General features: G+C 30.8%; 16 protein-coding genes. 5 read left to right on the top strand and 11 right to left on the bottom strand.

Translation table 11 applies throughout. The annotated features are described in order from the left end of the window. The 3 genes from N4A40_11995 to N4A40_11985 all read right to left on the bottom strand — a co-directional run. Positions 1-762 (bottom strand): hypothetical protein (locus N4A40_11995; GenBank protein ID MCT4662577.1); only part of this gene is annotated, 762 nt, incomplete at its 3' end. Between the two features lie 37 nt (positions 763-799). Further along, on the bottom strand, positions 800-1,573 hold the full coding sequence (locus tag N4A40_11990; protein ID MCT4662576.1) for a TerD family protein: 774 nt from the start codon (positions 1,571-1,573) through the stop codon (positions 800-802). Positions 1,574-1,584: 11 nt separating this feature from the next. After that, positions 1,585-2,244, bottom strand: coding sequence for an AIM24 family protein (locus N4A40_11985; GenBank protein ID MCT4662575.1), 660 nt, complete (start codon positions 2,242-2,244; stop codon positions 1,585-1,587). A gap of 196 nt (positions 2,245-2,440) precedes the next feature. Between N4A40_11985 and N4A40_11980 the strand changes: the two genes are divergently transcribed. Beyond that, positions 2,441-4,942, top strand: coding sequence for a YceG family protein (locus N4A40_11980; GenBank protein ID MCT4662574.1), 2,502 nt, complete (start codon positions 2,441-2,443; stop codon positions 4,940-4,942). Positions 4,943-4,973: 31 nt separating this feature from the next. Further along, the gene (locus tag N4A40_11975; protein MCT4662573.1) at positions 4,974-6,071 is read left to right on the top strand and encodes a toxic anion resistance protein; all 1,098 of its coding nucleotides are present in this window, start codon (positions 4,974-4,976) and stop codon (positions 6,069-6,071) included. 41 nt (positions 6,072-6,112) lie between these two features. Here N4A40_11975 and N4A40_11970 read toward each other — a convergent pair whose 3' ends face one another. The 7 genes from N4A40_11970 to rlmD form a co-directional block, all read right to left on the bottom strand. Next, complete coding sequence (locus N4A40_11970) at positions 6,113-8,551, bottom strand: transporter substrate-binding domain-containing protein (GenBank protein ID MCT4662572.1); 2,439 nt, start codon at positions 8,549-8,551, stop codon at positions 6,113-6,115. Between the two features lie 175 nt (positions 8,552-8,726). Further along, positions 8,727-9,446: a 4Fe-4S binding protein gene (locus N4A40_11965; protein MCT4662571.1), complete on the bottom strand. Its 720-nt coding sequence runs from the start codon at positions 9,444-9,446 to the stop codon at positions 8,727-8,729. A gap of 18 nt (positions 9,447-9,464) precedes the next feature. Beyond that, positions 9,465-10,175: an ATP-binding cassette domain-containing protein gene (locus tag N4A40_11960; protein MCT4662570.1), complete on the bottom strand. Its 711-nt coding sequence runs from the start codon at positions 10,173-10,175 to the stop codon at positions 9,465-9,467. Beyond that, a complete protein-coding gene (locus tag N4A40_11955; GenBank protein ID MCT4662569.1) occupies positions 10,172-11,005 on the bottom strand; it encodes an ABC transporter permease subunit in 834 nt (277 codons plus the stop codon). The genes N4A40_11960 and N4A40_11955 overlap by 4 nt, the downstream gene beginning before the upstream one ends. Further along, a complete protein-coding gene (locus tag N4A40_11950; GenBank protein MCT4662568.1) occupies positions 10,911-11,738 on the bottom strand; it encodes a transporter substrate-binding domain-containing protein in 828 nt (275 codons plus the stop codon). The genes N4A40_11955 and N4A40_11950 overlap by 95 nt, the downstream gene beginning before the upstream one ends. 150 nt (positions 11,739-11,888) lie before the next feature. Continuing rightward, positions 11,889-12,749, bottom strand: a complete 861-nt coding sequence (locus N4A40_11945) for a helix-turn-helix transcriptional regulator (GenBank protein ID MCT4662567.1) — start codon at positions 12,747-12,749, stop codon at positions 11,889-11,891. Positions 12,750-12,782: 33 nt separating this feature from the next. After that, the gene (rlmD, locus tag N4A40_11940) at positions 12,783-14,222 is read right to left on the bottom strand and encodes a 23S rRNA (uracil(1939)-C(5))-methyltransferase RlmD (protein MCT4662566.1); all 1,440 of its coding nucleotides are present in this window, start codon (positions 14,220-14,222) and stop codon (positions 12,783-12,785) included. A 241-nt stretch (positions 14,223-14,463) separates the two neighbouring features. Between rlmD and N4A40_11935 the strand changes: the two genes are divergently transcribed. Together N4A40_11935 and N4A40_11930 are read left to right on the top strand one after the other, a co-directional pair. Then, positions 14,464-14,829, top strand: coding sequence for a GntR family transcriptional regulator (locus N4A40_11935; GenBank protein ID MCT4662565.1), 366 nt, complete (start codon positions 14,464-14,466; stop codon positions 14,827-14,829). 15 nt (positions 14,830-14,844) lie between these two features. Continuing rightward, positions 14,845-15,705 carry an ATP-binding cassette domain-containing protein gene (locus tag N4A40_11930; protein ID MCT4662564.1) on the top strand — a complete coding sequence of 287 codons (861 nt, stop codon included), beginning with the start codon at positions 14,845-14,847 and terminating at the stop codon, positions 15,703-15,705. Between the two features lie 255 nt (positions 15,706-15,960). Here the strand turns inward: N4A40_11930 and N4A40_11925 are convergent, their stop codons facing one another. Next, positions 15,961-16,113, bottom strand: coding sequence for a hypothetical protein (locus N4A40_11925; GenBank protein ID MCT4662563.1), 153 nt, complete (start codon positions 16,111-16,113; stop codon positions 15,961-15,963). A 253-nt stretch (positions 16,114-16,366) separates the two neighbouring features. Here N4A40_11925 and N4A40_11920 point away from each other — a divergent pair, with 253 nt between their 5' ends. Next, a complete protein-coding gene (locus N4A40_11920) occupies positions 16,367-16,870 on the top strand; it encodes a hypothetical protein (GenBank protein MCT4662562.1) in 504 nt (167 codons plus the stop codon). Positions 16,871-16,950 lie beyond the last annotated feature (80 nt).

Here is a 16,950-nt window from a genome sequence, read left to right as displayed (position 1 = left end):
CGCTATAGCTCCATCAGCATCGCCACGCTTAGCTGATTTTATAGATAAAAATGTATCCGGAATAGAAGTTGCTGCTGCGATTATTATTACAGATGTAATAAACTTAGGTATAGACAAGAATTCTGCTACAACACCAGTTGATGCAATTATAGCATCTACACTAACCCAAACAGCTGCCATCGTTACTACAATCCAAAATATAATTTGAGGATAACTTAAATCTTCTACTTCTTCATCGTCATCATCATCTTCTTGCTCTTCTAATTTTTTTCTATGCGCAAGAGTTTGTTTGTGTAGAAACAAAATATATCCTACATAGACAGCAACTAACAACAATCCCGTTGTAAAATTAAATTGCCCAGTATACATTGACACTCCTAAAACTACCAGTGACAACAAATAGAAAAACATGTCTCTATAAACATTTTGCTTTTGAACTTTAAGTGCTAATACGCCTTTAAATGCTAATATACTAGCCATTGGTATAAGCAATACGTTAAATATACCAGAACCTGCTATAGTAGGTACACCAACATCTGCAAACTCTTTATAAATAAGAACTGCAATCATCGCTGTAGCAAATTCAGGGAATGATGATGCAATGGCATCGAACGTAGCTCCTCTTACTGTTGAAGGAATTCTTAGCTTTATTCCCAAAACATGTAGTACATCTCCTAATTTGTCTGAAGCTACACTGACCACCCAAGACATGAATATAATAACCGGTATTGCTATAAATATGTTGTTAATAAAATCAAACACTTAGTCACCTTCTCATTTTTATTTATGTTTTATCTTTTTAAGTTGTTTCTATTCCAAAATTTCCACACAATGCTTCTAAACCACCGAAGAAACCTCTTCCAATTCCATTAATTTTCCAATTTCCATTATGTTTGTATATCTCACATATAACAATGGCATTTTCTGAAGTCATTCCATTTATAAATTCATAACTCAAATAATCTTTGCCATTTTTATCTAGAAAATATAAATAGCCTGATTCAAGTTCTCCAAAATTCTTATTTTCATCGTAGAGTGTAGCAGTTACAGATATTTTAGTAATAGAAGGATCTATTCTATTTAAATTCAGACCAGCAACAGTATGAAAATAACTCTTATCTACATTGCCTATAACATCATCCAACGATACTGATCCATTTGGAGCTTTCTTATTTCCATAAAAGTAAAAATTATTTTCCTCTGTTTTCCCCATCTCATTGGACAAAAACATTGATAAATCAATTTCAAAAGGTGCACCTTTAAATCTCCATGCTACACCTAAGTTAAGTTCACCAGATAAGCCTACCAAATCTAGCTGCAATTTCTGTCCTGATTTAAGCTTCGGACTATTAGATTCAAACTGTTTTATATCTGCAGTCTTTTCTACATTTCCACTCGTCTGATTAATTACTGTATTATTTTGAGCCTGTACACTTTGACTTACACTTGGTTTTGAACCATTTGTCAAATCTATATGCCCATCATGAAATATACCTTCTGAACCCACAACAGATATTTTAGAATTATGAAATTGAAATCCTTCTCGCTTTCCAGATTCTACTTTAATTTTCATAGTCATCGCCCCTAATCTACGCTAATATCTATACCACCATAGCGCTCCGATGGCTGAACTATTACTATTTCCCCAGGACTATTAAACTCCATAAAATAACTTTCACCAGAGCTTTGCCCTATAAAGGTTTTCCAATTCATATCAGTTCTAAAGCTAGGATCCGCTCCAGTCCAGCAAACAACTGCATCAGGATCAACAACACATGGTGTTTCTAATACTAACGGATTACCATTTGTAGTTATAACAACCTGCGCACCATCTTCTTTTCCTGTCATGTTAGTTGTAAAAAGACCTTTTTGCGAAATAACCCCAGATCCTAAAAATCTTACTTTATAATCACAATTTGTTGTAAAAGCTAACAAATTTTCTGCTTCAACTCCTAATGATTGTCCCTTGTTTAATGTGATAATACTTACATGATTAGCTCTATGCGCCATATAGTATGAACCACTTCCTGAAACTTTCATTATCGGAATATTCTCTCCAGTCAACTTTCTAGCAGCTAAATTCATAAGTGAACCTAAAACATTTTTGTTTTGATTAGGATCTAGAAGAACCTTTTCTGCTGTAAATTGCCCTTTATAACCAATCATTGCTCCGGCTCTAGCAAAAAATTCACCTTTACCTTCCGCAATACACGTTAATTCTTGTTGTATTTTAAATTGAAACATATGCATCCTCCTCATTTTGCAATAGTCTATATTAATTATATCAATTAACTCTTAAAAATTCACTATATTATTATTAAAATTCTCTTAAGATTTAAATTTCGCTTTCAATTTCAAAACATTTTAGAAAAACTTGTGATATAATTTAGACAACGAAATGCATAATTTAATAATAAATAGTAATTTAGGAGCAGATACTATGAATAATAAAATAAATTTACACACAAAAATATTTGAAACAAGAAATATATATGCCGATTTATTCATTCCAACTATTCGGAGACCTAACTTCTCTAATAATACCCAAGAGCTGTTTCTCTCAACTATTTGCTATAATCAAAAATCTGACAGCACTTCTACATCTGACACTATAGCAAAAACAAAGCAGGTTCTTGAAAAATTAGAAAGGCAAAAAATTTCTTTTTTAATAATCGATGGAAAATTAGAATTCAAACCATCGCAAACATTAATTCAATCAGTAAAAAAGCATTTATCAAATTTGCCACAAAACTTAAATACCCTAAATTTGGACTTTAATCAGCTAGTAGTTGAGATAAATAATTCTGAGCAATTACAAATTTCAAATATAAATATTTTCGTAAACTCATTTATAAATACATTATCTAAATATCAACTAAGCGAATCTAAAATTAATAAAAATGCAATAGTAAACTTAGCTGTAAAATTGATATATTGGTACAAAACATATAAAATAGCTAATTTAAATCTCAATCTAAATACATTAGATTCAAGTCACCAATTACCTAAAATTTTTCACTTTGGAGACTTAAGCCTACATGAAGAATATTTTTTAATGTTTCTTTCAAGTTTAGGGTTTGATGCATTGGCTTTTAATTTTAAATCACCACTACCACAAAAGAATGTTTCAACTTCTGATTTAAATCGAAGACAAAAAAATGTAACTTCTACCCATAAAACCAATATAAATAGCAGTAATGGTATTAATAGTAGTAACAATAATAGTAGCCATATTAGGAATAGTTCTGCTAATAATGAGAATAATGTTAATAGTAATAGTACTATCTTATCTGCTATAAAAAAGAAAAAATTAGATTCAGGATATATTGTGAAAAGCAAAAAATTTGATGGTAGCTTAGATGAACTATTGGAGCCACTAAAAAACAGAGCGGGTTATGCCGGTCTTCCGTCTCCTATACTACCAATTTACTTTGTTAGATATATTGGTTCTGATTCAAATAAAAAGCAATATAACAATAAGCTCTATCATTTTGACGAAAAATTAAAATCTAATTCTAGGTATATTAAATTTACGAGCACACTACCTGTATCATCTCATCCTGAGCTAAATAAAAAAACTTCACAGCTTTGGAGCTCTTTTAATTTTTTGGATAATACTAATCTATCTGATTTTGTAGAATCTCTTGCTGGAATCAATTTTTTCGATTTTATTAAAGATTCACAATTACAAAATCAGAGCTACATTTCTTTAAAAAATATATTAGAACTGATCGTAAATAAAGAACAAAAATGTCCTATATCAAAAGTAAAAAACATACTTTTAAAATCTACAGGATGGTTGATTGATCATTATAATACTTTGCTTTCTTCGTATTCTCTTGAAAAGGAATATCCTCCTGTAATTTTATACTATGGAGATATAAAAAAACACGAGGCTTATTACTTAGTATTTTTGTTCAATTTAGGAGTAGATATAGTTTATATAAACTCATTTAGCGATGAAATATTTGAAAATATTGATCCTGATAATGATTTTAGTTCAATCTGTGTTTTAGACAAAGTGTCTGCACTTGAACCATTTCCTGAAACAGAAAGTCTACTTCAGCACGAAACCGTAGCCTATCAAGCATCAGAAGAAATTGCGCAAGTCGTGTATAATGATCAAGATGGAGTGTATAAACCTTGGCAATTTGAGTCATACAAAACTATGCCACTTACATTAAAAACAACTTATGATGAAGTTTTATTACTTTGGAATGAAGAAGCTAGAATTCGGGCGGGTTTCAAAGTAGAAAAGGAAACTGTCTATATTCCAAACTTATTTACAAAAATAAGTGGAACACCAGATGATTTAAACTCGTACTGGGACTTAATAAGCTTATTAAATAAGGCTCCCCAAGTAAAATTGTACTCAAAGCTCCCATTTAGTAATATCAGCTTTGACACAGCAAAATTGTCGAGTATAGATTTAGCATTTGAAGGCCATTCTTCGCTTTCTTTTGACAAACTAAAATCTCATTCTATGTATCCATTTGAACATTTTAGCGATGCATTACAAAAACAAATATTTGATAAAATAAATCTCTTGATTCATGAGAACATACTATTAAACAAAGATAGCAAATATTTATCTCTTAAAATAGTTTATACTATATTTAATATGGATCAAGAGCTGCTTCACCTTATACAAACATTTGATTATCCTGCAAATGTTCCAAAATTACTAATATATGATCCTGATGAAATAACGTTTTCTGAAAGCGATGCAATAATAATGAGCTTTCTATATCTTTTTGGCTTTGACATATGTGTCTTCACTCCTACTGGGTATAATAATTTTGAGAAATTTATAGATCAAAATTACTATAATGTTTTCAAGCTACCAAGGAAACAATTTAATCTTGAACTGCCAAATTTAAATCGATTTTCATCATCAAAATCAAATAAAGGTTTTTGGAATAATCTATTCAAATTTAAATAAATTACTGATTTTATGAAAGGGGTTTTTAACCATGACTATGACAACTAATACAAATAATGAAGAAACTTTCGAACTAGATCTTGTAAAAACTGAAGAAAATCTACAAGCACAATTAAAAAATTCTCCAGAAATTCAAGCTCTAGCAAGACAAATTGACACACGCGATCCAAATTCTATATTGCAGTTTGGTCACGAAACAGCAAATGAAATCTCGAAGTTTTCAGACCAAATCTTATCGACTATGGAAACTACAAAAGTTGAAGATTCCGGAGCTCTTTTAGTTCAGTTAAATAAAATAATGGATAAATTTGACATCAAAGATTTCGAAGATAAAAAGCCCTCATTGATGGATAAAATATTCAATAAATCAAAAAATATGATTGAGGCTCTATTTGCAAAATACAATACTATGGGTGGAGAAGTAGATAAAGTTTATGTACAACTAAAATCTTATGAAAATGAAATCAACACTGCCAATGCTATGCTTGATCAAATGTTTGAAAAAAATGGTGAATACTTTGAAATTTTGACAAAATATATATTGGCTGGCCAAAATATTCTTGATGATTTTAGATCTAACATTCTTCCAGCGCTTGAGCAAAAAGCTACATCCTCTGGACAGCAACTAGATACTATAAATTACAATAATGCTTTACAAGTTGAAGAAATGCTTGATCAACGTATATACGACTTAGAACTAGCTAAAACAGTCTCTCTACAAACTATGCCTCAAATAAAAATGATTCAAAAAGGAAATTATAATTTGGTAAGAAAAATAAACTCTGCCTTCATCATCACACTTCCTATATTCAAGCAATGTCTAAATCAAGCTATAGCACTTAAACGTCAAGCTGTTCAAGCAAAAGCCATGCAAGCCTTAGATGATAAGACAAATGAATTATTGCTTAGAAATGCACAAAACACAGCAGCACAATCAAAAATGACTGCACAACTTGCATCTAGCTCATCAGTACAAATAGAAACTCTAGAAAAAAGCTGGGCTACAATATTAGAAGGTATAGATGAAACCAAACGCATACAGCAAGAAGCTGCGCAAGCAAGAATTACAGGGACTCAGCGTCTTCACCAATTACAAGAAGACTTTAGAGCAAAACAACGACAAAAATAAAAAAAGCTGTCTCAATAAATATTTATTGAGACAGCTTTTCTTTATTCTTCATCAACACGTTGTTTCAATACTTTTTCAACAAAAATTTGAGCTAATATAGGATCAAATTGCGTCCCTGCACATCTCAATATTTCTGCTCCTGCTTCCTCTTCAGTCATTGCTTTTTTATAAGTCCTCTCACTCGTCATAGCATCAAATGCATCCACTATAGCCACCATCCGAGCATTATATGGAATTTCCTTTCCTTTTAGTCCTCTAGGATAACCCGTTCCATCCCACTTTTCATGATGTGAAAAAGCTATCTCTGCCATATCTGCCATATCATTTACAGTGCTAAGTATTCTATAGCCTATTTCAGGATGTTTTTTTATCTCTTCATATTCTTCTTCATCTAACTTCCCCGGTTTGTTCAAAACAGCCTCATCAACTGCTATTTTACCAATATCGTGCATAAGCCCTGCTGTTTCCATTTCCTTTATCTCTCTATGAGATAATTTCAATATCTTAGCGAACTCAACGCAATATTTTGACACTCTTTTAGAATGCATAGCTTCTCTTAGATTCTTCTCATGTAAAGTATTTACAATTGCACTTATAGTCCGGCCTCTCATACTTGGTCCTTCATATAGCTTTTTCTTATACATGTAATTCTCAGCCTTATTAAATACTTCGTGGATATCTTCTTCTTCATCCACTTTAGCTGCCCAACCAAATGATATTGAAATATCAACTGCACCAATTTTTTCACTTTGACATCGCTTTCTTATTTCGTCAATCAATTTTTCAGCTTGTATTTCATCTAAGTTTGGTATCATAATTAAAAACTCATCGCCACCAATTCTAGCAATTCTCTCTTCGGGTAGTAATTCTTTTAATACTTCAGAAACTTTGATGAGCAATTGATCTCCAACTTTATGACCAAATGAGTCATTTACAAGCTTCAATCCATTTGCATCGGCCATAATAAGACAAAGTGGATAATTCTCTCTTCTATCCAATCTTTCTAATTCCTCTTCAAAGAAACGTCTATTATACAGTCCCGTCAACTGATCATGATAGCTCAAATATTCAATATACTCTTTATTTTCCGTTTCTAATGTAACATTTCTAACAACAGCCATTACTAGATTATCTTGATACGGAACCATTCTAGATTCAAAATGTAACGTTTGGCCTTCATATTCCATAGAATAATAATATTTTTGAAGTTCTTTACTTTTAATCGTTTCATTTATCTTATCTATAGCCTTAATCGCAATATCTTTTTCCATTATATCTTCAATATTTTTCCCTATAAATTGTTCTTTTTTCAAAAGTGTCTGCGCTTCTTCACCCTTATATTCTATAAAATTACCATATTCGTTGAATATAAAAATCATATCTGGCATTATCCTAAATAAAGCCTGATTTCTTGCCTCACTTTGTTTTAGCTCTTTTTGCTTCTCTATCAACAAATCATACTGATACCTCAGTTCCCCTTCAGTAGCAGAAAGCTGCCCCATAGCCGCTTCTAATTCCTGATTTGTTTCCCACAGTTCATTCTTGCTTTTTTCTAATTCTCTAGTACGCTCTCTAACTCTGTGATTTAACGTCGCCGACCAAAACATTAATACAAGTATCACTACACCTATTAAAACCAGACCCCATCCATACTTTAATATCAAATCTTTATAATCAATAGGTTCATATATCCCTAACCATTTATCATAGATTTCTTGATACTTGCCATTTTCTTTCAACACTCTTAATCCAGCATTAACTATATGCATTATATTTTCATTCTCTTTTTTAACGGCAACAGAAAATTCATTAGGTGCCAACTTCAAATCACTTGCTCTGATATCTCTGTAGCTATTCTTATCTATATAGTAATGCCCCGGCGATTTTGATATGGCAGCATATTTTGCATTACCACTTTGCAAATATTCAAGAGCCTCTTCTGGATTACTTGCCTCTAAAAAACTTATATCCAAATCTTGCTTTAATAAAAATTCGTGAACAATATCATCTTTTTGAACTGCTACTACTTGACCTCTCAATGATTCTAAATCTTTTATAGTTTCTCCCTTAAGCGCAAAAACATCACCTTTTGACAAACTGTGCTGCACAGAAAAATAATACTTTTCCCTTCTTTCCTCTGATTGAAACATCCCTGCTATTAAATCGATTTCCCCTGAATCAAGCGCATCTACAGTTTCACTCCATTCAGCTAATCTTATTTCTGCTTGATACCCCATAGCCTCAAGAGCAGCACCAACTAGTTCTATGCTAAATCCCGATGGATCACCATCTTCACCTAAAAAACTATAAGGCGGATAAGCAATATCATCTCCAACTACAATAATTGGTTTTACATTTTCTCCAACAACATGTTTTCCATCAATTGTAGGTTCTATGCCTTCAAATTTAAAATTAAATATCATCAAAAGCACAAAAACAACACCAACTAAAAGCCTAACAATAGATGATTTTATACTCAAACAAATCACCACTTTCTCATACAATTTATATTCAATATATTATTTCTTCTCAAGATAAATTAAGCTGTCAAAATTCTTGACAGCACTTTTGACAGCTTAACTTTTATATTTCTATTATATAATTTTCTGAGATTTTAGTCAATTAAATACGCTATTTGTTGTTTTTATAACTCTATTAATTTATTTCTATTTGACTTTTAATGTATTCTTTTTCCTTTTCTGATAAATTATTCTTAGCACATATAGAATTCTTAGGACATATAACGTAACACATTCCACACTCATCACATTTATTGCCATCTATAAAATATTTTTTGCCCGCCACTATAGCATTAAAACTACAAATATTTTTACACAAACCACATCCTACACACGAGTCCTCTATGAAAAATCCTGAAGGTATAATTTCTGCTCCTCCAAAAGCGAATCTTTCTCTATAAATTTTGTGGTCTCTCTTCTTCTTTTCAAAATCATAATCAAATACTTCTCCTGAAAAGCTATGAACAACAAAAGTCGTCATCGTAGGATACCTTTGAATATCTTTTACTAGAGGCAAAAACCTTTTATCTTTTTGAGCTTTAGAAACTAGCTCATCAATTTCAATTTCCTTACAATCACCACTAAGCTTTATAAAATAGCCCGGCGCGAAATCAGGCAAACCATCTTCATCATGTGATACTGCCCCTTGCTCAGAAACTAGCGAACAAACAGAAACTTTCGAAGTTTTTTTCAATTGCTTGTAAAAAGGCTTTACTTTCATAGTTTGGAAATAAAGACCATTGTCATCATACATCAAGAAATGAGCTATCCTAGTTTCTGGATAATCCCCGTTGATGGTCGCAAAAGTATAAGCAGCATTTTCCTCAAATTTTTCAAATATATTTCTAATTTCCATAAAAAAAACCTCCCTAATTCATCTATTCATAAATTCATACAACTTTTTTGTGCTAGGATTTTTTATATTCTCTATCGGCCCATGTTCTATAATTTCACCATCATCCATAAAAACAAAATAATCAGCACATTGCATCAAAAAATCCATTTCGTGTGTAACAAAAACAAAATCAGTTCCGCTATTCTTGAGTATTTTTATAGCTTCTAAGACTTCTTTTGTAAGCAATGGATCTAATGCTGCCGTTGGTTCATCCAAAAAAATCAATTCTGGATACGCTGAAATCGCTCTAGCAATAGAAGCTCTTTGAGCCTGTCCACCTGAAATCTTTTTGGGTATCTGATTTTCAATATCAACAAGTTTAAATTGTCTTATCACTTCTCTACATCTAATTTCCGATTCGCTTAAGCTCCATCCCTTTATTTCGTGTAGTATAACCATTATGTTTTCCCTAACACTCATATGAGGAAACAAGCTATGATTTTGAAATACATAACCTATTTTCTCTTGGTATTCCTTTAAATCATTAATTCTCATGTCATTGTTGTTTACAGTCAAACATCCACTATCTACTTTTTCCATTCCTGCTAATTGTCGCAAAAGTGTTGATTTGCCACAACCCGATTCTCCAATTATACCTATACTTTTTGAATTCATTATAGACAGATTAATTTCCTTTAATATCAATCTCTCATCATAGTATTTTTTAACGTGTTTCATCTCAATATTCAAATTTCATACCTCCTTCCAATATTTTTTGCTAACATTGAAAGTGGTATAGTTATCATCAAGTACATAATCCACATTATTAAGTATCCCTCCACCACCGCATAATTTTCATTGGAAATAACAGTAATTGTATATGAAATCTCAGAAACAGATACTATTTTTAACAATGCCGATCCTTTAATTATACTCGATAGATTATTTAGCATAGATGGTATCAACGGTCTCACTATTTGAGGAACTATTATAAACCTATACCTCTGATATAAACTAAAATTATACAAATTCATAACCTTATATTGGCTATCGTCTATTACTGCTATTGCGGTTTTATATGAATTAGCAATATATGGGCTCATATATGCTGAGAGTGCAACTATTCCGAGCACCAATTTGTTATGGAAATTCACCTTTATTCCAAATACATATACTACCAAAAATATCATTACTAGAAGTGGGGTTCCCATTACTATTTCCTTTAACATGTTTGTAAATGATTTTATGAATTTATTCTCACTTATCATGCATATATAAAATACAAATCCGCTTATCATACTTAATACCAATGTTATTAGACTAACCCCCAATGTCATTACAAAAGCTGTGAAAAGCGCCCTATAATTTTTTAGAATCAATCCATAATTCATATTCTCCGTAGCATTTATTATTATAGCTACAAAACTAATTGCAATAATAGAAAAAGCCAAAAATTTATGCAAATATTCTCTTTTCAATTTTACATTATTCTGGTTTCGTGATGATATATTCCAATCCCAATCCTTTAGCCTCCAAGTAATCATCGATTGGTCCATCATATTTTTCTTTAAGCTGCTCATATAACCCTCCTTTATCATACATTTTATCTATAAATTCATTTGCCCTTTCTCTCAAATAATCATCTTCTTTTCTAATTGCAAATGCTGACATAGAGTAATCCTTTATTCCCGAATATATCTCTGTCGTTTTTTCATTTGCAGCATGATCTCCAAATACTTTATAACTACCTACTAGAACATTTGAAGTTCCGCTATTGATTTCCATCAATCCCGAAGCTATCTCTGTTATTTCTACTACGCCTACTCCATATTTTCTAGGTATACTTACTGAAATAGTTCCTGATAAACCTATAGCTCGCATATCATTTAAATCGAAAAATGATTGAGCATCCATATCATCCGATACTTCATGTTTTTCGTAATATTCTCTATTCACCAAAGCTAACGTTTTCCCATACCTATAGGGTTTTGTAAACGCAACTTTTTGCTTTCGCTCTTCATTAACAGATATATCGCTAATCAATATATCTGTTTCTCCCGTCTCCAATGATGGTATTAACATAGAAAAATCAGTATTAATTATTTCAATCTCTTTATCTAGATATTGACCAAAAGCTTTTGCTATATCTACTTCCAAACCAACTGGTTCTCCACTATCATCCATATACATAAACGGCGGATATTTCAAATCCATCCCAACTCTAAGAACATCACTTGCTTTCTCACTATTCCTACATCCACTTACTACAAACAGGCACATTATTATTAAAAACAAACTTAATTTTTTTCCCACATTACTCCTCCTTAAACGCATTATCTATTTGACACACTTAATTTTAGCAGTTAAAGCTATATCTATGAATGTAATAATTCTAAAATTTATTATAAAAATGGAACATTGCATACTCAAAAAAAGAGATGCCTAAGCATCTCTAATCAATCACTATCCAATTGTTTTTCTGAATTCATTCATAGACATCCCTGTATTTCGCTTAAAAAATCCTGCTAGGTTTGACGGTTCATCAAATCCCAACTCATAACTAATTTCATAGTTCAATAATTTCTTCTGCGATAACAGTCTCTTTATTTCCAATATAATTCTATTAATTATAACTTCCTTTGCAGATAAATCAACACTTTTTCTACAAGCTAAATTTATAGTTTTTCGGCTCAATTTCATAAGTTGTGCATAATCCCCTACTGACTTAATCTCTATAAAATGCTCTTCTACTAATTGCTTAAATCTATAATAAATTTTGTAATGATTCTCATTTATCTCATTAATATATTCTCTATTTTCCCGCCTAATGCTATACACAAAACTCAAAAATAATGATTTTATTAGATTAACTTCTATGCCACTAGCATTATTATATTCTCTGTAAATAAGCTCTATCAAACGCCTGCTAGTTGATTCATTTGAAATATCAAGCTCTAATATCGGCTTTTCGTATGGTACTTCAAAAAATGACATTATGCTAAAATTACATCCATCTTCACCCTCGAAAAAAAATGGTTCATTTACATTTATCATATAGCCTTTTACCTCATAATCCGTTCTAAAACTGTGAATTTGATTTTTACTTAAAAGGATCAAATCTCCAGCTTTATATCTATATTCTTTGAAATTGATATAATGAATACCTTCGCCTTCAGTAATATACATCAACATCCAAAAATCTAATCGAAAATCTGTCTCTATGAGCTTAGATGGTCTCGTTCTAAAAAAATTTGATAATTTAACTATTTCAAAATTCATTTTATTAATTCTATTGTCATATTTTACTCTAGATACTAAACTCATAATATCACCATTCCAAATTCAGAAATCAAAATTTTACAAACCTTTTCTAACTAGTTTCACTATACACTCGCTATGATGCGTTTGTGGAAATAAATCTACTGGTTGAATTTCTCTAACCTCATAATCCTTAACAAGATATTTCAAATCCCTAGCTTGCGTTTCAGGATTGCAAGAAATATATACTATTGTTCTTGGAGATAATTTAACTGCAGCACCTAAGAAATGTTCGTTACTTCCTTCTCTTGGAGGATCCATGAATAAAACATCTATATCAAAATCATCTTTAGCTGCTGCTTTCATGAAATCAGTAGCATCTCTTTCATAAAACTCTATATTGGAACATTCATTAATTTTTGCATTATTCTTTGCATTTTTCACAGCTTGATGATTTACCTCGACGCCTATAACTTTCTTTGCCTTATCACTAGCAATTATTCCTATAGTCCCTATCCCGCAGTAAGTATCAAGAACCACCTCATTGCCCTTTAATTCAGCCATTTCTATGGCTTTATTGTAAAGCTTTTCAGTCTGAATTGGGTTTATTTGATAAAATGATCGTGCCGATAATTGGAATTTCTTTCCACAAAGTATATCTTCTATATACCCTTTACCATATAACACTTTCTCCCATCCACCAAGCACCACACTTGTTTTTCTACTATTCAAATTCATTATCAAAGTATCTACTTCTGGATGTGCTTTTTTCAATTCAGCAATAAATTTAGTTTTTGATGGAAATATTTTTTTTGTAACTACAAGCACTACCATTATTTCTCCAGTATTATATCCAGTCCTAATCAATACATGCCTCAAAAATCCCTTTTCCAAGTCTTCATTATACGGTTTCAGCTTACATTTCTTGGCAATTTTTCTAATACTCATTATAAGTTCATCAGCCTTTGGATTTTGTATAACACATCTATCTATTGGCACTATATCATGACTATACGGCTTATATATACCTGAAATAATAGATCCTTTTTTTTCAGTTTTAAATGTTGAATGAACTTTATTTCTATAATCATATGGATTTTCCATTCCAATTATTTCATTGACTTTTCCATAAGAACTCATCAGATTTTTCACTTGATCCTGTTTAAATTTAAGTTGCGCCTCGTAATTCATGTGTTGCAAGTGGCAACCTCCACATTCCTTAAAGTGTCTGCATGCAGGTTTTACTCTATCTTGCGATTCTTTTTTTAGTTTTTTAGTTCTTACTTCAGTATATCTAGGTCCTTCTTTAAGTTCTAGTAAGGCTTTTTCTCCTGGAAGCAAATATGGAACTTCAAAAACACTTCCCTTATACTCAAATACTGCTTTACCGGACTTATTGATGCTAGTTATTTGAGCATCAACACTGTAACTTTTAATCCTAACATTCGATTTGCTTTTCCTATGATATCTACCTTTGCCTCTATCTTTAAAATTATCATTCTTTTTATTATTATTTTTGTTATTCCTATTTGATTTCATTTAAATTCTCAGCCTTTCTAGTTTCTATTACTATTTAATAATAAGCGTTACTATATATTTTACCCTTAATCGAGCTTTGTAGCAATATTTTCAAGTCATTATTTTTAAATAAATCCTTGACATAAATCCCTCAAGTTGCTAAAATATCCTTAGTTGGTTAGTCACACAACCAACTAACTAGCTCAAATTATCGTAATTTATGAATTGTATCAAAAAATAGTATAAGTGAGGTGTATGACTAGTGCATATTAATACAAATTCAAACGTACCTATCTATGAGCAAATAGCTAAATTAATAGAAGATCAAATACTTTCTGATGAATTGCAAGCAGACTCAAAAGTTTACTCAACTAACCAACTCGCAAAATTATTTTCTATAAATCCAGCGACTGCACGCAAAGGATTAACTATTCTAATTGATAAAAACATAATATACAAAAAAAGAGGTGTTGGAATGTTCGTATATCAAAATGCAAAAGAAATAATTTTACAAGAAAAAAGCAATCAATTCTATAGTAATTTTATTGAAAACATGTTGCTAGAAGCTAAAAAAATAGGCTTAAGTAAACACGATGTTATCCAATTAATAAAAAATGGTGCTAAGTAAAGGAGGGCTTTAACGTTGAAACTAAATAATATTTCCAAAAAATATGATTCACAAGAAAAAAACAGCCTAGCATTAAATAATATTTCAATAAGTATAAATCAAAATAAAATAATTGGATTAGTGGGCAAAAATGGATCAGGTAAAACTACCCTTTTGAAAATACTTGCCAAGCATATTTTCCCGACTCAAGGTCACATAGAAAATTTGTCCGAAAAAAATACAAGTATCTCTTTGTCAAATGATTTCGAACCAATCTTTTCGAATTTCAAACTTGAGCATATTATAAAAATAGCTAGCGATTGTTATTGTAATTTTGATGAAATTTATGCTAGAAAATTACTTGAAAAATTCAATCTAAACTTAAATGTAAAATACATGTCTCTATCGAAAGGTCAAAGCGGTTTGTTTAATTTCATAATAGGACTTTGCAGCTATGCTCAATTGACTCTTTTTGATGAAACCTTTGTTTCTTGCGATATTCCTACTAGAAAATTACTTTTAGATGAAATGCTAGATAGTTATATCGAGCATCCTAGAACAATAATCCTTTCGAGTCACTATATACAAGAGTTTGAAAATTATCTTGAAGAAATATTGATTATAGACAAAGGTAAAATAGCTTTTCATACATCTAGAGATGAACTTGATTCTAAAGCGCTTAGAATTATAGTACCTGAAAAAATATCAGCTAGACTATACAAAAACTACAACGTTCTTAACTCTTCTTGTTTCGGAAGTCAATGTGATATAAAAATATATGATGAATTATCCACTGAAGATAGAAACTACTTTAAAAGTCACAATTGTGAAATCTCTAAACTAAAACTTGATGAGTTATTTATCGCTATTACCGAGGAGGATTTAAATCATGACTAATATGAAGAAACTTTTTTCCCAATTCAAATACTATTATTTGCTAATTTTTGCTTTAACTTTGTTAGGATTCATTGGCCAAGTAAGTAGTTTCAGCTCATACAATAGCTCAAATACAACTACTATCGCCTTTTATTTTATAGGTCTGTATTTTATATTTACATTGGCTTTTTCTAGTTTTTTGTGCATTCATCAAAAGTTAAGACTAGATATCTTATTTGACAAGTCTCGCATAGATTCTTTCAAAGAAATGACACATTATCTTGTCTTTTTGAGTATTAGTTTTTCCATTGTATATATATCTATTAGTATTCTAATTTCAAATATTTCATCAGTTCTACCAAATACAATAGGATTGAATTGGAATACTTTTGACAATACTCTAGAAAAACTTATAATTTTATCAATCATAATGTATTTTGTTGCGAGTACATCTCTTTGTTCAGTTTTAGCTTTTTTTAGAAATAAATTGATTTACTCAATTACAACTATATTAACCATTTTTATTGTATTTACATTAAGCAAAGTATATATTCTTAACTTCATATTATGGGGTGAAAATAAAATTGCAACAATTTCTTTGATAATAGTAATAGCTGCTTTATCTAATGTATTAAGTCTCAAATTAATTTCTCGTTACGAGTTATCATATTAGGAGGTTTCTATGAAAAAACTTATAAATAGCATCATAATTTCTGTATTATTCTTTATCTGCCTAGGTCTGATTTTATTTTCCCCATTTTCTAGTACTCAAACAAATGGCAACATTTATAATTCTTCTGGTTCATACATCAGAAGTGGCAATTCAACTACTAAAGAATTTTTTCCCAAAGAACACACTTTTGATTTTGCAGTAGATAAATTATTGGAATTTAAAATAGCCTCTGTAAATGACGATAACACTTTTAAATTCGTAATAGAAGATTTGAATGCAAACAAGATTTTGTATTCAAAATCTAGCAAAAATTTAACTCTTTCGCTCAGAAAAAAACTAAAAGCTGGAAAATACAAGATTTATCTTGAAAAAAATTCTGAACCAATAAAATTTAATTATCTTCTTTCACTAACAGATACTACAGCATACTCTTCTACTGGTCAAAAAGGTTCATCTTTCGATTACTTAAATCAAAACCACCCGTCAAACGGGTGGTTTGCTTTCGCCCTGTAAGGGCATGGTACTTGCTTGTGTCTTAAGACACATTGATCAGTCTGCCAACCGCTTTTTATTCTCACACTACCCCTCAAAGG

The sequence above is a fragment of the Tissierellales bacterium genome, from assembly GCA_025210965.1.
Lineage (GTDB): Bacteria > Bacillota > Clostridia > Tissierellales > JAOAQY01 > JAOAQY01.
The sequence above is the reverse complement of the archived record's forward strand: the minus strand, read 5'-3'. Positions and strand labels throughout refer to the sequence as shown.